General features: G+C 72.7%; 17 protein-coding genes. 14 read left to right on the top strand and 3 right to left on the bottom strand.

Going from position 1 to position 17837, the window contains the following annotated elements:
* The first annotated feature begins 137 nt into the window (after positions 1 to 137).
* Positions 138 to 1037, top strand: coding sequence for a 30S ribosomal protein S2 (rpsB, locus tag FB476_RS10640; protein ID WP_141818730.1), 900 nt, complete (start codon positions 138 to 140; stop codon positions 1035 to 1037).
* Between the two features lie 41 nt (positions 1038 to 1078).
* Complete coding sequence (gene tsf, locus FB476_RS10635; RefSeq protein WP_141818729.1) at positions 1079 to 1906, top strand: translation elongation factor Ts; 828 nt, start codon at positions 1079 to 1081, stop codon at positions 1904 to 1906.
* 128 nt (positions 1907 to 2034) lie between these two features.
* On the opposite strand, the gene FB476_RS10630 is transcribed toward tsf, so the two are convergent.
* Positions 2035 to 2949 carry an NUDIX hydrolase gene (locus FB476_RS10630; protein WP_141818728.1) on the bottom strand — a complete coding sequence of 305 codons (915 nt, stop codon included), beginning with the start codon at positions 2947 to 2949 and terminating at the stop codon, positions 2035 to 2037.
* A gap of 97 nt (positions 2950 to 3046) precedes the next feature.
* Here FB476_RS10630 and pyrH point away from each other — a divergent pair, with 97 nt between their 5' ends.
* The 4 genes from pyrH to rlmN are packed head-to-tail and all read left to right on the top strand — an operon-like array spanning position 3047 to position 6578.
* Positions 3047 to 3826: a UMP kinase gene (gene pyrH / locus FB476_RS10625; RefSeq protein WP_238329665.1), complete on the top strand. Its 780-nt coding sequence runs from the start codon at positions 3047 to 3049 to the stop codon at positions 3824 to 3826.
* Positions 3827 to 3873: 47 nt separating this feature from the next.
* Entirely contained in the window at positions 3874 to 4440 is a 567-nt protein-coding gene (gene frr / locus FB476_RS10620; RefSeq protein WP_141818727.1) for a ribosome recycling factor, read from the top strand.
* 26 nt (positions 4441 to 4466) lie between these two features.
* The gene (locus tag FB476_RS10615) at positions 4467 to 5348 is read left to right on the top strand and encodes a phosphatidate cytidylyltransferase (RefSeq protein WP_141818726.1); all 882 of its coding nucleotides are present in this window, start codon (positions 4467 to 4469) and stop codon (positions 5346 to 5348) included.
* A gap of 36 nt (positions 5349 to 5384) precedes the next feature.
* The gene (gene rlmN, locus FB476_RS10610) at positions 5385 to 6578 is read left to right on the top strand and encodes a dual-specificity RNA methyltransferase RlmN (RefSeq protein ID WP_141818725.1); all 1194 of its coding nucleotides are present in this window, start codon (positions 5385 to 5387) and stop codon (positions 6576 to 6578) included.
* Positions 6579 to 6581: 3 nt separating this feature from the next.
* On the opposite strand, the gene FB476_RS10605 is transcribed toward rlmN, so the two are convergent.
* Together FB476_RS10605 and FB476_RS10600 are read right to left on the bottom strand one after the other, a co-directional pair.
* Positions 6582 to 7154 carry a mycothiol transferase gene (locus FB476_RS10605; protein ID WP_141818724.1) on the bottom strand — a complete coding sequence of 191 codons (573 nt, stop codon included), beginning with the start codon at positions 7152 to 7154 and terminating at the stop codon, positions 6582 to 6584.
* A gap of 113 nt (positions 7155 to 7267) precedes the next feature.
* Entirely contained in the window at positions 7268 to 8434 is a 1167-nt protein-coding gene (locus FB476_RS10600) for an LOG family protein (protein ID WP_141818723.1), read from the bottom strand.
* 125 nt (positions 8435 to 8559) lie between these two features.
* Between FB476_RS10600 and FB476_RS10595 the strand changes: the two genes are divergently transcribed.
* The 8 genes from FB476_RS10595 (at position 8560) to FB476_RS10560 (ending at position 17741) form a co-directional block, all read left to right on the top strand.
* Entirely contained in the window at positions 8560 to 10473 is a 1914-nt protein-coding gene (locus FB476_RS10595) for a propionyl-CoA synthetase (protein ID WP_141818722.1), read from the top strand.
* A 149-nt stretch (positions 10474 to 10622) separates the two neighbouring features.
* Positions 10623 to 10925 carry a hypothetical protein gene (locus FB476_RS10590; RefSeq protein WP_141818721.1) on the top strand — a complete coding sequence of 101 codons (303 nt, stop codon included), beginning with the start codon at positions 10623 to 10625 and terminating at the stop codon, positions 10923 to 10925.
* A complete protein-coding gene (locus FB476_RS10585) occupies positions 10922 to 12196 on the top strand; it encodes a hypothetical protein (RefSeq protein ID WP_141818720.1) in 1275 nt (424 codons plus the stop codon). Before FB476_RS10590 ends, FB476_RS10585 begins: the two co-directional genes overlap by 4 nt.
* Positions 12193 to 13074, top strand: a complete 882-nt coding sequence (locus FB476_RS10580; protein ID WP_141818719.1) for a hypothetical protein — start codon at positions 12193 to 12195, stop codon at positions 13072 to 13074. Before FB476_RS10585 ends, FB476_RS10580 begins: the two co-directional genes overlap by 4 nt.
* Positions 13071 to 14312 carry a 1-deoxy-D-xylulose-5-phosphate reductoisomerase gene (gene dxr, locus FB476_RS10575; protein ID WP_141818718.1) on the top strand — a complete coding sequence of 414 codons (1242 nt, stop codon included), beginning with the start codon at positions 13071 to 13073 and terminating at the stop codon, positions 14310 to 14312. The genes FB476_RS10580 and dxr overlap by 4 nt, the downstream gene beginning before the upstream one ends.
* A complete protein-coding gene (locus FB476_RS10570) occupies positions 14312 to 15631 on the top strand; it encodes a M50 family metallopeptidase (protein ID WP_337678361.1) in 1320 nt (439 codons plus the stop codon). The genes dxr and FB476_RS10570 overlap by 1 nt, the downstream gene beginning before the upstream one ends.
* 31 nt (positions 15632 to 15662) lie before the next feature.
* Positions 15663 to 16838 carry a flavodoxin-dependent (E)-4-hydroxy-3-methylbut-2-enyl-diphosphate synthase gene (gene ispG / locus FB476_RS10565; RefSeq protein WP_141818716.1) on the top strand — a complete coding sequence of 392 codons (1176 nt, stop codon included), beginning with the start codon at positions 15663 to 15665 and terminating at the stop codon, positions 16836 to 16838.
* Between the two features lie 54 nt (positions 16839 to 16892).
* Complete coding sequence (locus FB476_RS10560; protein ID WP_141818715.1) at positions 16893 to 17741, top strand: GNAT family N-acetyltransferase; 849 nt, start codon at positions 16893 to 16895, stop codon at positions 17739 to 17741.
* The last annotated feature ends 96 nt before the right edge of the window (positions 17742 to 17837 follow it).

Below are 17837 nucleotides of genomic sequence, written 5' to 3'. Positions count from 1 at the left end.
ACCCGCACGAATTCGCGCCCGGGCGAGGTCGACCCGCTCGACGGCGTCCTCCGCGGTCCCGACACCATCCGGTGCCGGGTGGGGGACGTCCCCGGGCCAGGACAAACTGCACCTTCTCCAGAAAGCGAGACCTCGGCATGGCCGTCGTCACCATGCGCCAGCTCCTCGAGAGCGGCGTCCACTTCGGGCACCAGACCCGTCGTTGGAACCCCAAGATGAAGCGCTTCATCATGACGGAGCGCAACGGCATCTACATCATCGACCTGCAGCAGTCGCTGACCTTCATCAACGAGGCCTACGACTTCGTCAAGCAGACCGTCGCCCACGGCGGCTCCATCCTCTTCGTCGGCACCAAGAAGCAGGCGCAGGAGAGCATTGCCGAGCAGGCCACCCGCGTGGGCATGCCCTACGTGAACCACCGCTGGCTGGGCGGCATGCTCACCAACTTCCAGACCGTCTCCAAGCGCCTCACGCGCATGAAGGAGCTCGAGGAGATCGACTTCGACGACGTGGCCGGCAGCGGCCGCACGAAGAAGGAGCTCCTCATGATGCGTCGCGAGTACGAGAAGCTGAGCAAGACGCTCGGCGGCATCCGCGACATGCAGAAGGTGCCCTCGGCCATCTGGGTCGTCGACACCAAGAAGGAGCACCTCGCCGTCACCGAGGCCCGCAAGCTCGGTCTGCCGGTCATCGCGATCCTGGACACCAACTGCGACCCCGACGAGGTCGACTACAAGATCCCGGGCAACGACGACGCCATCCGCTCCGTCACCCTGCTGACCCGCGTCGTGGCCGACGCGGTCGCCGACGGTCTCATGGCGCGCTCCGGCGGCGGCTCCACCGAGGGCGACACCGCCGCGGCCGAGCCGATGGCCGAGTGGGAGCGCGAGCTCCTCGCCGGCTCCGAGGCCGAGCAGGCCGCGACGGAGTCCCCCGTCGAGGCTCCGGCCGAGGAGGCCCCGGCCGCCGAGGCCTCGGCCGAGCCGACCGTCGCCGAGGAGTCCCCGGCCGCGGACGACCAGTCCGTCCAGTCCTGATCATCTTCCGCACGCATCCCTGAAGGAGCGACACAGCACTCATGGCGAACTACACCGCCGCTGACATCAAGACCCTGCGCGAGTCCACCGGCGCGGGCATGATGGACGTCAAGAAGGCTCTCGACGAGGCCGAGGGTGACCTCGCCAAGGCGACCGAGATCCTGCGCGTCAAGGGCCTCAAGGGCGTCACCAAGCGTGAGGGCCGCTCGGCCTCCAACGGCCTGGTCCGCGCCCACGTCGAGGGTGGCAACGGCACCCTCGTCGAGGTCAACTGCGAGACCGACTTCGTGGCCAAGAACCCGAAGTTCGGCGAGCTGGCCGACCGCATGCTGGCCCAGGCCGTCGCGGTCGAGGCCGCCGACGCCGAGGCCTTCCTGGCCTCCGAGCTCGACGGCAAGACCGTCAAGGAGGTCCTCGACGAGGCCAACGCCGGGCTGGGCGAGAAGATCGAGGTGCGTCGCGTGGCTCGCGTCACGGGCGACAAGGTCGTGAGCTACCTGCACAAGACCAACCCCGACCTGCCGGCGCAGATCGGTGTCGTCGTGGCCTTCTCGGGCGACGACGAGCAGACCGCTCGTGACATCGCGATGCACGTCGCGGCGTTCTCCCCGACCGTCCTCTCCCGCGAGGAGATCGACGCGGAGACCGTCGAGAACGAGCGCCGCATCGCCGAGCAGACCGCTCGCGAGGAGGGAAAGCCCGAGCAGGCGCTGCCCAAGATCGTCGAGGGTCGCGTCAACGGCTTCTTCAAGGAGAACGTGCTGCTCGACCAGCCGTTCGCCAAGGACGCCAAGAAGTCGGTCGGCGCGATCGCCGAGGCGGCGGGCATCACCGTCACCGGCTTCGCCCGCTTCAAGGTCGGCGTCTGACCGCCTGACCGCACCGCGGACCTGACAGGGCCCGTCGCAGCCTCGGCTGCGGCGGGCCCTTCGCGTGCCCCCGGCGGGATGCACCGCACCCGGTGGGTATGCCGTGCCGCCGGCGACCCGACCCCTCGTCAGCGGGTGCGGGGCAGCTTGGTGCCGGCGACGCCGCGCTCGTCGAGCACCTCGCGCCGGAAGCGGTAGAGGCGGGCCGGGCGACCGCCGGTGTCGCTGTGGGTGGCGCCCGTCGGCTCGACGAGGTCCTGCTGGGTCACCAGCCGGCGGAAGTTCTGCTTGTGCACGGCCTGGCCGGCGATCGCCTCCACGGTGGCCTGCAGCTGGCCGAGCGTGAAGGCGTCGGGCATGAGCTCGAAGACCACGGGGTGGTACTGGATCTTGGCCCGCAGCCGGGCCAGCCCGGTCGAGACGATCCGGCGGTGGTCGCCGGCCATCCGCTCGCCGGGCACGTGCGCGGGGCCCGGACCGGCGTCGTCCCCGTCGGCCTCGGGGATCAGCCCGGCCTCGTAGAGCAGCTCGTAGCGCTGCAGCACCAGCTCGGGCGACCACGGACGCCCGTCGACGGCGAAGCAGACCCCGGCGCGCAGCTCGCGGCGCTCGCGCTCCTCGCGGGTGGACGCCATACCCGCCCAGTCGGCCAGCCGGGGCGCGACGAGGTCCTCGACGAGCGTGGCCCCGGGGGAGGAGGGGCGCCGGTCCTCCCAGGGGAAGAAGGCGTACCAGTCGCGCCAGCGGTCGTCGGCGCCGCCGGGGGCCCGGGTGAGGCCGAGGTAGGAGACCGAGACCACGCGGCCGCCCGCGAGCGAGCGGTCGGGGTCGGCGAAGGTGTAGAGCTGCTCGACGTAGCCCAGCGAGTGCCCGGTCTGCTGCTCGACCCAGGCCTGCAGGCCCGCCTGCATCGACCGGTGCTCGGTGCGCAGCGGGCCGGAGGGCAGCCGGCGCCCGTCGTCCGCGGTCAGCACGAGCGGGGTGCCGTCGGAGACGGCTGTCAGCACGGCCACGAGCTCGGCCCCCACACGCTCACTGGTCACCGCCCCATTCTGCCCCGGCAGCCCGCGCGTGCCCGCCACCGGTGCGGTGTGGCAGGATCGACCGACCGCCCCACGCGACCCCTCGGAGGAACTGCGCATGCCGACGTCCGCGACCAGCCCCGCCACCCTCCCCACCCCGACCTCGCCGGCGGTGCCGGACGAGCCGCACAGCGGCCGCCGGGTCCTGCTCAAGCTCTCCGGAGAGGCCTTCGGCGGCGGGAAGGTCGGTCTCGACCCCGACGTTGTCCGCGGTATCGCCCGCCAGATCGCGGCCGGTCAGCGCGACGGCGTGCAGGTCGCCGTCGTCATGGGCGGCGGCAACTTCTTCCGCGGTGCCCAGCTGCAGCAGCGGGGCATGGAGCGTGCGCGCGCCGACTACATGGGCATGCTCGGCACGGTGATGAACTGCCTGGCCCTCCAGGACTTCCTGGAGAAGGAGGGCGTCGACACCCGCGTGCAGACCGCCATCACCATGGGCCAGGTCGCCGAGCCCTACATCCCGCGCAAGGCGATCCGCCACCTGGAGAAGGGCCGCGTCGTCATCTTCGGCGCCGGCGCGGGTATGCCGTACTTCTCCACCGACACCGTCTCCGCCCAGCGCGCGCTGGAGATCAAGTGCGACGCCGTGCTCATGAGCAAGCACGGGGTCGACGGGGTCTACACCGCCGACCCCCGGGTCGACGACACCGCGGTCAAGCTCGACGAGCTGACCTTCACCGAGGCGCTCACCGGCAACCTGCGGGTCGTCGACGCCGCGGCCTTCAGCCTGTGCATGGACAACGACCTGCCCATGCTGGTCTTCGGCATGGACGGCGAGGACGCGATCACCCGGGCCATCCGGGGTGAGAAGATCGGGACACTGGTCACGGCCGGCTGAGTGCCCGCCACCCCTACGCACGACCCCACGAAGGAGCGAATGCACTGATGTCCGAGGTCATCGAGATGGCCCTCATGGAGGCCGAGGAGAAGATGGAGAAGGCCCTGGAGGTGGCGCGCGAGGACATGGCCTCGATCCGCACCGGCCGGGCCCACCCGGGCATGTTCGCCAAGATCGAGGTGGACTACTACGGTGCCCCGACACCGCTGCAGCAGCTGGCCTCGTTCACCGTGCAGGACGCCCGCACCCTGCTCATCACCCCCTACGACAAGGGCGCGATGGGCGCGATCGAGAAGGCGCTGCGCGACTCCGACATGGGCGCCAACCCCAGCAACGACGGCAACGCGATCCGCATCGTCATCCCGCAGCTGACCGAGGAACGTCGCCGCGAGTACGTCAAGCTGGCCCACACCAAGGGCGAGGAGGCCAAGGTCTCCGTCCGCCACGTCCGGCGCCACGCCAAGGACACGATCGACAAGGCCGTCAAGGACGGCGAGGTCGGCGAGGACGAGGGCACCCGCGCCGAGAAGGAGCTCGAGGCGCTGACCAAGCGTCACGTGGAACTCGTGGACGAGGTCCTGAAGGCCAAGGAGGCCGAGCTGCTCGAGGTGTGAGCGGACAGGGCGAGCGGGGTCGGACGATGACCGAGACGACGGGGGAGAGCCCGGCATCCCGGCGGGACTACCGATCCCGCCGGGAGCAGCAGGCTGCCCACAAGAAGCCCGGCAAGGCCGGTCGCAACCTGCCCGCCGCCATCGGCGTCGGCCTGTTCCTCATCGGCCTGGTCGTCGCCAGCCTCCTCGTCTACCAGCCGATCTTCGTCGCCCTCGTGACCGTCGTGGCGGTCATCGGGGTGTGGGAGCTCGACCACGCGCTGCGCGTGGCCCGCTACTCCGTCCCGCTGCCGCCGCTGCTGCTCTCGACGGCCCTGGTCCCGCTCGCCTACTGGGGCGGGCCGACGGTGCTGGCCGCCGGCTTCGCCGGGGCGGCGGCCCTCGTGCTGCTGTGGCGCTCCGTCGGGCCGCCCGAGGACGCCCTGCGCGACGTCGCGGGCGGCACCTTCGTCGTCGCCTACGTCCCGCTGCTCGCCGCCGTGCCCGCCCTCATGGTCGCCGAGCCCGACGGCGCGGCCCGGGTGCTCACCTACGTGCTGGTCACGGTGGCCAGCGACACCGGCGGGTATGTCGTGGGCGTGCTGCGGGGGCGCACGCCGATGGCGCCCTCGTTGTCGCCCAAGAAGTCGTGGGAAGGCTTCGGCGGCTCGGTCGGGCTCAGCACGATCGTCGGTCTGCTGGCCGTCGTCCTCCTCCTCGACGGGCCGTGGTGGGCCGGGCTGCTGCTCGGCGCGGTCGCGGCGGTCTTCGCCACCGTCGGCGACCTGGCCGAGTCCTCGCTCAAGCGCGACATCGGCATCAAGGACATGGGCAACCTGCTGCCCGGCCACGGCGGCATCATGGACCGCCTCGACTCGCTGCTCGTGACCGCCCCGGTGTGCTGGGCGCTGATGCGGCTCTTCGTCTAGGCGCGAGGACGCGCCAGGGATGGGACACTGGTGGGGATGACCACCGAGCTGCCCGAACCCACCACCCGCCGTCCCGAGCCCGGACGGCTGACCTTCAGCGCGCCCCGCAGGGGCAAGCCGCCGACCCACCTGGCGGACCTCGACCTGGCCGGCCGCAAGGCCTGGGCCAAGGAGCTCGGCGTCCCGGCCTTCCGCGCCGACCAGGTCTCGCGCCACTACTTCGAGCGCCTGACGACCGACCCGGAGGAGATGACCGACCTGCCCAAGGCGGGCCGGGCCGAGCTCGTCGCGGGGCTGCTGCCCCCGCTGCTCACGCCCGTGCGCACGCTCTCGGCCGACGAGGGTGCCACCCTCAAGCAGGTGCACCGCCTGCACGACGGCGCCCTGGTCGAGTCGGTGCTCATGCGCTACCCCGGCCGGGTGACCATGTGCATCTCCAGCCAGGCCGGCTGCGGCATGAACTGCCCCTTCTGCGCGACGGGGCAGCAGGGCCTGACCCGCAACCTGTCCACCGCCGAGATCGTCGAGCAGGTGGTGGCCGCGGCGCGCGCCCTGCGCCACGGCGACCTGCACCGGGGCACCGCCGTCGAGCACGGCGACCCGGACGGTCCGACCACGGTCGAGCAGGCGCTGCGCGTGAGCAACGTCGTCTTCATGGGCATGGGCGAGGCGCTGGCCAACTACAAGGCGGCGCTGGGCGCCATCCGGCGCCTGGTCGACCCCTCGCCCGAGGGTCTGGGCATGTCCGCCCGCGGCGTCACGATGTCGACCGTCGGGCTGGTGCCGGCCATCGACAAGCTCGCCGGCGAGGGCATCCCGGTCACGCTGGCGCTGAGCCTGCACGCCCCCGACGACGAGCTGCGCGACGAGCTCGTGCCGATCAACACCCGCTGGAAGGTCGACGAGGCGCTCGACGCGGCCCGCCGCTACTTCGACGCCACCGGCCGCCGGGTGAGCATCGAGTACGCCCTCATCAAGGACATCAACGACCACGCCTGGCGCGCCGACCTGCTGGGGGAGAAGCTCAACGCCCGCGGGCGCGGCTGGGTGCACGTCAACCCGATCCCGCTCAACCCCACGCCCGGCAGCAAGTGGACGGCCTCGCGCCCCGGCGTCGAGCAGCAGTTCGTCGAACGGCTGCGCGCGCACGGCATACCCACCACGGTGCGCGACACCCGCGGCTCGGAGATCGACGGCGCCTGCGGCCAGCTGGCCGCCGTGACCGCCTGACGCCTAGGAGGTCTCCTCCGGCGGCGGCAGCATCGGCCAGTCGCGCGGCGGGTCCTCGCCGACGCGCCCGTCGAGGGCCTCCCGCAGCAGGTCCATGTGCCCGGTGTGGCGGCCGTACTCCTCGATGAGGTCGTGCAGGTGCCGGCGCACCGTGGGGTGGATGCCCTGGAACTCGAGGTGGCCGGGCTGGTCGAGGCCGCCGGAGGCGAGCAGCTCGCGGATGCTCTCGCGGGAGCGGGCCACGGCGGCGGCCCAGAGGCCGTAGACGCTCTCGGCGGTCTCGTCCGGGTCGACGGTGAACTGCCAACGGGCGACGTCGTCCTCGGGCACCATCAGCCAGGTGGTCGGCGGTCGCCCGCGCATCCGCCAGGAGAAGACGTCGTCCTCGCAGACGGCCAGGTGCTTGAGCAGGCCGCCGACGGTCAGCGCGGTGGTCGGGATGGGTCGGGCCCGCAGCTGCTCGACCGTCAGCCCGTCGGCCTTCCAGCGGAAGGTGGCGCGGAGGCGCTCGAGCGTGCCGAGCGCGTGCTCGACGTCGGTCCCGGCGAGCGGGGGTTCCCAGAGCGGGTCGTCCATGGCGGCTCCTCGTGTCGTGGTCGGACCGATCCGACGCTAGTCGTGAGCCGTCCACCCGTCACCGGTCCGCGCGAGCACTCAGGACAGGTCGTGTCCGCGAGGTGCCGAGGCCCTCAGGTCGTGACGACGTCGGCCGCCTCCTCGACCGAGTCGACCAGGTGCAGCGCCCCGGCCATCGGTCGGCCGCTGCCGAGTGCCCGCAGCAGCGGCTCCACCGGCAGCCGCTCGGTCCAGTGCTCGCGCCCGACGAGCACCAGCGGCGGGAGCACGTCCGGTCCGTCGACCTCGTAGTAGAGCCGCGTGGCCATCTGGAAGACCTCCTGCACGGTGCCCGCGGCGCCGGGCAGCACGACCAGCCCGCCGCGGGAGTGGGCGAGCAGCAGGTCCTCCCGCAGGGCGTTGGAGAAGAACTTCGCGACCAGCTGGGCGAAGGCGTTGGGCGGCTCGTGGCCGTAGTACCAGGTCGGGATGCCGACGCTGCGCAGGCCCTTCGGGGAGGGCACGGCCCCGGAGCGCAGCGCCAGGGCCGGGCGCACCCAGGCCTCGATGTCGGGGACGAACTCCGGCACCTGCGCGACGGCGTCCAACGCCGCTGCCAGGACCTCCTCGTCGACCGCCCAGGCGCCCAGGTTGGCCGCCTCCATCGCGCCGGGGCCGCCGCCGGTGAGGACGAGCGCGCCCGACCGTGCGACGCGGTGGCCGAGCAGCGCGGCCTCGGCGAACTCCGGCGTGCCGCGCCGCAGCGCGTGCCCGCCCATGATCCCGACCACCCGGCGGTCCTCGAGGAGGGCGGTGAGGGCGTCGGACATCGCGTCGTCGTGGATGGCGCGCAGTGCCGTCACGTAGGCGTCGTGGCGCACCGTCGCGTCCTCGAACCACCGGTAGGCACGGGCGTCCACCGTCGAGTCGTAGCCACCCTCCTCGAGGCCGGCGTAGAGCTCCTGCGGGGTGTAGAGGCGGGCGCGGTAGGGGTCGACCGGGGCCCGAGGGACGCTCGGGAAGATGATGGCGCCGTGACGGCGCAGGTGGCGCTCGACCTCGCGGTCCAGCTCGCCGCCCAGCACGACGATGTCCTCCAGGTCGTCGCGGGCCAGCAGCTGCTCGCGGTGGCGGGTCAGGTCCAGGCCCTGCAGCCGCAGTGCGTGCAGCGGCTCGGGGGAGGCGAGCAGCCGCGCCCAGGTGCGATCGTCCTCGACCTCGCGCCCTGCGGTCGGGGCCAGGCCCTCGACGCGGTGGTAGCGCACCTCGGTGCCGGACAGGGGACGCTCGCTGCTCTGCATACCCGCACCCTAGGAGGCCCTCCCGCCGCCCGCGCACGGCCGTCGGTCGCACGATCCCACCCGCTGGTCGCCGCCTGCCGCCGGGATCCCGGCGCGGGCCGACCCCAGGGGTGTTGACTAGGACCATGAGCACCGACGCCCAGCAGAGCTACCGCGACACCGTCGCCGCGAGCCTGGCCGACCCCGCGTCCTTCTGGGGCGAGGCTGCCCGGCTCGTCGACTGGATCACTCCTCCCAGGCAGGTCCTGGACGACAGCAACCCCCCGTTCTACCGGTGGTTCCCCGACGGGCGTCTCAACGTGTGCTTCAACGCCCTCGACCGGCACGTCGTGCACGGGCGCGCCGACCAGACCGCGCTGATCTACGACAGCCCGGTGACCGGCACCACGAAGGAGTACACCTACGCCCAGCTGCTCGACCTCGTGGCCCGTTTCGGTGGCGTGCTGCGCGACCTGGGCGTCAGGAAGGGCGACCGGGTCGTCATCTACATGCCGATGATCCCCGAGGCGGCGATCGCGATGCTGGCCTGCGCGCGCATCGGCGCGGTGCACTCGGTGGTCTTCGGCGGCTTCGCGCCCGCCGAGCTCGCGGCGCGCATCGAGGACGCCGAGCCCACCGTCGTGGTCTCGGCCTCGTGCGGCATCGAGCCCTCCCGCACCATCCCCTACAAGCCGATCCTCGACGAGGCGATCCGGCGCTCGGAGCACAAGCCGGACCACTGCGTGATCGTCCAGCGCGAGCAGCTCACCTGCGACCTGGGCGAGCGGGACCTGGACTGGGCCCAGGTCATGCACCCGGATGCCGTCGCACCCGCCGAGTGCGTGCCCGTGCAGGCGACCGACCCCCTCTACGTGCTCTACACCTCCGGCACCACCGGCAAGCCCAAGGGCATCGTCCGGGACAGCGGTGGGTATGCCGTGGCGCTGCGGTGGTCGATGACCAACCTCTACGGCGTGCAGCCGGGGGAGACCTGGCTCTGCGGCTCCGACGTCGGCTGGGTCGTCGGCCACTCCTACATCGTCTACGCGCCGCTGCTGACCGGGGCGACGACGATCCTCTTCGAGGGCAAGCCGGTGGGCACGCCCGACGCCGGCACCTACTGGCGCCTGATCCAGGAGCACGGCGCGGTGGCCGCCTTCACGGCCCCCACCGCGATCCGGGCGATCAAGAAGCAGGACCCGGACGGCGAGCTCGTCAAGGCCTACGACCTGTCGACGCTGCGCACCCTCTTCCTGGCGGGGGAGCGGCTGGACCCGGACACCTGGCAGTGGGCCACCGACCAGCTGGGCGTGCCGGTCATCGACAACTGGTGGCAGACCGAGACCGGCTGGCCGATCGCCATCAACCCGGTCGGGACGGCGCAGTTCGAGATCCGTCCCGGCAGTCCGGCGCTGCCCACCGTCGGCTACGACGTGCGGGTGCTCGACGAGCGGGGCGAGGAGGTGCCCCCGGGCACCGAGGGGGCGATCTGCATCAAGCTGCCGCTCCCGCCCGGCACGCTGCCCACGCTGTGGCGCGACGACGAGCGCTACGTGTCCTCCTACCTGTCCGCCTACGACGGCTACTACCTGACCGGTGACGGCGGCTTCGTCGACGAGGACGGCTACCTCTACGTCATGGGCCGCACCGACGACGTGCTCAACGTCGCCGGCCACCGCCTGTCGACCGGGTCGCTCGAGGAGGCGCTCGCCGGGCACCCCGCGGTGGCCGAGTGCGCGGTCATCGGCGTGGCGGACTCCCTCAAGGGCCAGGTGCCGCGGGCGCTCGTGGTGCTCAAGGCCGGGATCGACCTCGACGAGAAGGGCACCGAGCAGCTCGAGGCCGAGCTCGTCCAGCGGGTCCGCGACGAGGTGGGTGCCGTGGCGGCGCTGCGGCAGGTCGACGTCGTAGAGGCGCTGCCCAAGACCCGGTCCGGCAAGATCCTGCGCAAGACGATGCGCCAGATCGCCGACGGGCAGGAGGCGCAAGTCCCCTCCACGATCGAGGACCCGTCGGTGCTCGAGGCTCTCGGACCGGTGCTGCGCACGCCGTCGGCCTGAACGACGCGGTCGACGCGGCACGGGGCGATGCGGGTCCCCGAGACCGGGCGCCCGGCTGTGGACAACTCCGGCCGGGCGTCCGCCCGTTCTCCTAGGGTCGTCCCCACGCGCCGGGCGACCGTCCCGGGGCGCACCGGGGAGGAGGCCCCATGGGGGGAGCGGCGCACGTGGAGGTCCACGACGGTGCCCTGACGGCGGGGGCGCGGCAGCTGGAGTCCGCCGCGGGGACGCTCGAGGGCCTGGCCTCGACGCTGGCCGGGCTCTGCTCGCGCGCTGGTGAGGCGGTGGGCCCGTCCGAGCTGGCGGGCGCGCTCGCCGGTCTCGGCACGGATTTCTCCCGGGCGGTCGGGACGGGAGGTGCGGTCGTCGCCGAGGTCGCGGAGCAGACGCGTCAGGCGGTGGTCGCCTACCGGACGCTCGAGGAGACGCTGGCCGGCCGGTGGGCGTCGTGAGCACACTGCCGGCCCACGACGAGGGTGGCGCGGCCGCGGTGCTGGCCTGCGACCCCGACGCGCTGGAGGAGGTCGCCGCCGGTCTGCGGCGGCTGGCGGCGGAGCTCGACGCGACCGCGACGGCGGTCGCCGAGCCGGGCCCGGCCGGCTGGAGCGGTCTCGCGGCCATCGAGCAGGCCAGGTGCCGCGCCAGCACGGGTGCTGCCGTCGGCCGGACGAGGGAGCCGGTGGGCCGGGCCGCGGCCTGCCTGGACCTGCTGGCGGGGACGGCGCGCGAGCAGGCGGTGGTCGTGCGCCGCCACCAGCGGCTGGCGGAGGAGGTCGACCTCGCCCGGGCCCGCCTGGCTGCCTACGGCGCGCTGTCCGACGCGGACGCGCTGGTCCGGACGGTCCGGCTGCGCGAGCTCGAGGAGGAGTCGCGCTGGCACCGGCGGGCCGTGGCCGCAGCCGTGGAGGCCTTCCAGGAGGTGCGGCGGTGGGTCACGCGGTTGCTGGAGGAGCTGCGCGCCTCCCTGTCCGAGCTGGCCTTGAATCTCGCTGTCGTCGTCGGTGCCGTTTCCCGCGTGACCCGAAGCGCTGGCCAGGTGCTGGCCGTCGAAGCGATCGCCGACGCCGGCCGCCGGTTGCGCCGGGTGGGCGACCAGGAAGCGCCGCGGACCCGGCACCAGATGGACGAGCGGCTCAAGAAGAACGTCGCGCGCTTCCGAAGCCCGAAACCATCGGAGACCCTCCCGGTCGGGAAGATGCCGTTCGGCGCCGCGGTGCGACACTTCGGCAGGCTCGTCCCCGTGGTGGCCCTCGCCGACGCCGGATACACCCTGTGGACCGGCGGCGGCTACGACGGTTGGCGGGGCGGTGTGACGCGTGGCCTGGCGGCCGCCGGGGTGGTGGGGGTCGGCCTCGTCGTCTTCCTCCCGATCACGGCTCCGGCCGCCGTGGTCGGCGCCGGTGCGATGGCGGTCTACGGGGCGTGGATGACCGGCAACTGGATCTACGACAACCGCCACCGGCTCGGACGCCTCGCCTCGCGCGGCTGGTCGGGTGCACGTCGGGTGGGCGGCCGGGCGTGGACCGGGACCCGGGACGCCGCCGGTCGGGCCTGGACCGGTGGCACCGATCTGGCGAGGCGGGCGCGGGACCGGGTCGGCTCCGGGCTGTCTCGATTGCGCGACCGCGTCCGCAGGGACCGGGGCCGGCCGACGCAGCCGGAGCAGCCGGTCACCCCGCCGGTCGCGCCGGGCACCGCCCCGCCCGTCGGGAGCACCGCATGAGCGCGGCCCTCGGCGACGCCTCCGACCCCGGGTCGATCCCCGGCACCGAGCAGGAGTCCGTGTCGCTCGGCCCTGTCGTGGTGACCGACCTCGAGCTGGCGGTCCTCGAGGAGGAGCACCTGCGCTCGCTGGGCGAGCGGCCGGAGGGGCCCGGCTCGGACGACCCCGCCGAGCAGGCCGCCCGGGACCAGGCCCGCCGGTCGCTCGTCGCCCGTGGTCTTCTCGGCGCCGACGGCCGTCTCGGCGAGGACGACGACGTGGGGGTCCTGATGACCACCGTGCTCGACGTCCGGCTCGGTGCCGACGTCGTGCTCGTCGTCGAGTGCACCACGGTGGCGCCTCCCGCGCGGCGCAGCACCCGGCTCGTGCACGTCCTGGGCGACGCAGCCTGCGTCGAGGACCTCGGCGACGGGGGCGCGCACCACCTCGCGCTGGTCCTGGACAGCGCCGAGGTCGACGCCTGGGTGGCCGCCGGGGTCGTGCCCGACGACGCCGCGCCGGTGACGGGTCCCGACCGGGTCGTCCGCGCGACAGGGGAGGACCTGCCCACGGCTCTCGGGCACCCCACCGTGCTGGCCGAGCTGGCCGAGCTGCGCCACGGGCCCGAGGACGACCACGACGGCGACCACGACGGCGACCACGACGACGAGGGCGAGGACGCCGGCGCCCCCCACCACCTGGTCGCGCTCGGCCCACGCGGGTGCTGGGTGGCGCTCGTCCACCCCGGACGCCCGCTGCCGCGGCAGATGATCTTCGACGCCGTGGACCCGGGGTGGGTCCGCCGCTGGGCACGCTCCGCGATCGCCGGGTCGGTCCGCGGGAGCGAAACCACGGAAGGCACGGAAGGAGCAGGAGGGCAGGGCACAATGACCGGGTGAGCCAGCGCAGCGTGACCATCCTGGGGTCGACCGGGTCCATCGGCACCCAGGCCATCCAGGTCGTGCAGGCCCACCCGGAGCGTTTCCGGGTGCGTGCCCTGTCGGCCGGCGGCAGCGACGTCGGGCTGCTGGCCCGGCAGGCGGTCGAGCTCGAGGTCGAGCAGGTCGCGGTCGCGCGCGACGACGAGGACACGGTCCGGCAGCTGCACGACGCCCTGGTCGAGACGGCCCGGGCCGCCGGTCGCACGGCATACCGCCCGGAGGTCGTCGTCGGGCCCGAGGCGGCCGAGCAGCTCGCGGGCAACGGCGCCGACGTCGTGCTCAACGGCATCACCGGCAGCATCGGCCTGCGCCCGACCCTAACCGCGCTCGCCGCCGGCAGCACGCTGGCCCTGGCCAACAAGGAGTCGCTCATCGTGGGCGGGCCGATCGTGCACGCCGCGGCGAAACCCGGGCAGATCGTCCCGGTCGACTCCGAGCACAGCGCCATCGCCCAGTGCCTGCGCGGGGGCCGCGCCGAGGAGGTGCGCCGGCTGGTGCTCACCGCGAGCGGCGGTCCCTTCCGCGGGCGCACCCGTGAAGAGCTCGCCCGCGTCACGCCCGCCGACGCGCTGCGACACCCCAACTTCGCCATGGGCCTGGTCATCACCACCAACTCCGCCACCCTGGTCAACAAGGGCCTGGAGGTCATCGAGGCCCACCTGCTCTTCGACGTGCCGTTCGACCGCATCGACGTCGTGGTCCACCCCCAGCAGCAGATCCACTCCATGGTGGAGTTCCACGACGGGTCGACGCTGGCGCAGATGGGCCCGCCCCGGATGCTCGTGCCGATCGGCCTGGGGCTCTCCTGGCCCGACCGGCTCGAGGACGTCGACGTCCCGTGCGACTGGAGCACGGCCAGCACCTGGGAGTTCCACCCGCTCGACCACGAGACCTTCCCGGCCGTGCGGCTGGCCGAGCGTGTGGGCCGTGAGGGCGGGACCTTCCCGGCTGTCTACAACGCCGCCAACGAGGAGGCCGTCGCGGCCTTCCACGACGGCCGCATCGGCTTCCTCGACATCGTCGGCGTCGTCGAGCAGGTCGTCGACGAGCACGCCTCCGGCGCCGGGAACTCCGTCCGGGGCTCGTCGGTTGAACTCACCGTGGAGCACGTGCTCGCCGCCGACGCGTGGGCACGCACGACCGCGGCCGCCCGGATCCGGGCGACCTCCGAGACCGGGCAGGAGGCCCTCCGGTGATGTACCTGCTCGGCGTCCTCGTGATCGTCGTCGGCATCGCGCTGTCGATCGCGCTGCACGAGGTCGGGCACCTGGTGCCGGCCAAGAAGTTCGGCGTCAAGACCACCCAGTACATGGTCGGCTTCGGCCCCACCGTGTGGTCGACCCGGCGCGGCGAGACCGAGTACGGCCTCAAGGCCGTCCCCCTGGGCGGCTACGTGCGGATGATCGGGATGTTCCCGCCCCGGGCCTCCGACGGCGGCAAGCTGCGACGCGCCACCTCCAACCCGTTCCACCAGATGATCGAGCAGGCCAGGCAGGACAGCCTCGACGAGGTGACCCCGGGCGACGAGCACCGCGTCTTCTACCGCCTCCCGGTGTGGCAGCGGCTGGTCATCATGGCCGGCGGGCCGCTGATGAACCTGGTCATCGCCACCGTGCTCGTCACCCTGCTGCTGACGGTCCACGGCATCGGCGTCCTCACGCCCACCGTCGCCACGGTGGCGCAGTGCGCCAACACCGACGTGGCCGACGACGACTGCACCGGCAAGGACCCCTCGCCGGCGCTCGCGGCCGGCTTCCAGGAGGGCGACACGATCGTCGCCGTCGACGGGCGCGCCGTCTCCACCTGGCCCGAGACCACGTACGCCATCCAGAACGCCGGCGAGCAGGCCACCTTCACCGTCGAGCGCGACGGCCGCGAGGAGACGCTCGTGGCCGACCTCGTCATGCGCGAGCGGCCGCTGGTCACCCCGGAGGGCGAGTACCAGCTCGACGACGAGGGCGAGCTCGTGTGGGGCGAGGTCGGATTCCTCGGGGCCACGCCCACCTTCGAGTACCAGCCGCAGCCGATCACCGACGTGCCCGCCTTCGTCGGCGACATGTTCGTCCAGACCGCGCGCATCGTGATCACGCTTCCCCAGCGGCTCGTCGACGTCTCCCAGGCCGCCTTCGGCACCGAGGACCGCGACCCCGAGGGACCGATGTCGGTCGTCGGCGTCGGTCGGGTGGCCGGGGACGTGGCCTCCGGCGGTCTCGGCGACCTCACCCAGGGCGTGGGGGACCGATTGTGGGTGCTGCTCTCGCTCATCGCCTCGCTCAACATGGCGCTCTTCGTGTTCAACCTCATACCCCTGCTGCCGCTGGACGGCGGCCACATCGCCGGGGCGCTGTGGGAGGGCGTGAAGAAGACCTGGGCCCGCCTGCGCAACCGCCCCGCGCCCGGCCCCGTCGACACCGCCGCGGCGCTGCCCGTCGCCTATGCCGTCGCGATCAGCCTGCTGGGCATGACCGCGCTGCTCATCTACGCCGACATCGTCAAGCCGATCAGTCTCGGCTGACACCCAGGCTGGGCCTGCGATACTGGACGGCATGACTGCTGGCACCCCCATCTCCCTCGGTATGCCGTCCGCCCCGGCCCCGGTCCTCGCCCCGCGACGGCAGAGCCGGAAGATCCGGGTAGGCAAGGTCGAGGTCGGTGGAGACGCCCCGATCTCGGTGCAGTCGATGACGACCACCCCGACCACGGACGTCAACGCGACGTTGCAGCAGATCGCCGAGCTCACCGCCGCCGGCTGCGACATCGTCCGCGTGGCCTGCCCGAGCCAGGACGACGCGGAGGCGCTGCCGGCCATCGCCCGCAAGTCGCAGATCCCGGTCATCGCCGACATCCACTTCCAGCCCAAGTACGTCTTCGCCGCGATCGACGCCGGCTGCGCGGCGGTCCGCGTCAACCCCGGCAACATCCGCAAGTTCGACGACCAGGTCAAGGAGATCGCCCGCGCAGCCAAGGACGCCGGGGTCTCGATCCGGATCGGCGTCAACGCCGGCTCCCTCGACAAGCGGCTGCTCGACAAGTACGGCAAGCCGACCGCCGAGGCCCTCGTCGAGTCGGCGGTGTGGGAGGCGAGCCTCTTCGAGGAGCACGACTTCCACGACTTCAAGATCTCGGTCAAGCACAACGACCCGGTCGTCATGGTGCGCGCCTACGAGATGCTCGCCGAGCGGGGCGACTGGCCGCTGCACCTCGGCGTGACCGAGGCCGGGCCGGCCTTCCAGGGCACCATCAAGTCCTCGGTCGCCTTCGGTGCACTGCTCTCCAAGGGCATCGGCGACACCATCCGCGTCTCCCTGTCGGCCCCACCGGTGGAGGAGGTCAAGGTCGGCAACCAGATCCTGCAGAGCCTCAACCTCAAGCCGCGCAAGCTCGAGATCGTCTCCTGCCCGTCGTGCGGCCGCGCCCAGGTCGACGTCTACACCCTGGCCGAGGAGGTGACCGCCGGCCTGGAGGGCATGGAGGTGCCGCTGCGCGTCGCCGTCATGGGCTGCGTCGTCAACGGTCCGGGCGAGGCTCGCGAGGCCGACCTCGGCGTCGCCTCCGGCAACGGCAAGGGCCAGATCTTCGTCAAGGGCGAGGTCATCAAGACCGTCCCCGAGTCGCAGATCGTCGAGACGCTCATCGAGGAGGCCATGCGCATCGCGGAGGAGATGGAGTCGCGCGGCGAGCTGCCCGAGGCGGGCGGCACGCCGGACGTCGTCGTCGGCTGATCCCCTCCTGGGACCGCCGGACGCACCCTGGCCGGGCTGCGGTAGCGTCACCCCATGGCAGACGGGCCGATCAGTCGTGAGACGGCGCGCCGTACCACCTGGGACGACGTGTGCGAGGCCTTCCACCTGCTGGACCGCAACGACCTCTCGGTGACCCAGGAGGTCCTCCCGCCCGGCACGAGCAGCCGGGCGCACGCCCACGACCGGGTGCGGCAGTTCTTCTTCGTGCTCGCCGGCGAGGCCACGATGCTGCTCGGGTCGACGTCGGTTCCGGTCCCGTCCGGGTCCGGCCTGGAGGTCGCGCCACGCACCCGCCACCAGCTGCGCAACGACGGCGACGAAACGCTTGAGGTGCTCGTCGTCTCGAGCCCGCGCGTCTCCGGCAACCCGCACGGCCGGAGACCCGCGCGCCGGGACCGGGTGGTCGTCGGCACCTACGTGCGGCCGACGCGACCAAGCGACCTCGACGCCGTCGTGCGCATCGAGACGGCCGCCGACACCAGCCACTGGTTGGGGGAGGGCGGTGCCGACTGGCACCGGCGCGTGCTCGAGGACCCTGACATGGAGCACTGGGTGCTCGTCGACCGGCTCGACCACGTGCTGGCCTTCGGCATCCTCGCCGGCCTGCAGCAGCAGGACACCACGGCCGCGGTGGAGGTCCGGAGGATGGTCGTCGCGAGCGAGGGTCGTGGTCAGGGTCTGGGCCGCCTTCTCATGCGCCAGCTCCTCGAGCAGGCGCTGGCCCGGCCGCAGGTCTCCACCGTCTGGCTCGACGTGGGTGAGGACAACGTGCGCGCGCAGAGCCTCTACCGCAGCTTCGGCTTCCAGCAGAAGCCGGCACCGTCCTGGGCACGGCTGCTGGACAACGGTATCTACATGGAGTGGTCGGCCCGCCGGGCCTGATCCATCTCCGTTCCTGATCGACATCATCCCGCGTGATGATGCGTGCCGCCTGCCCGGCAGGCCGCGTCGACCCGGCGTGCAAGTGGAGAGTTACCT

Source organism: Ornithinimicrobium humiphilum (genome assembly GCF_006716885.1).
GTDB lineage: Bacteria > Actinomycetota > Actinomycetes > Actinomycetales > Dermatophilaceae > Ornithinicoccus > Ornithinicoccus humiphilus.
This window is presented reverse-complemented; position numbering and strand designations above follow the sequence as displayed.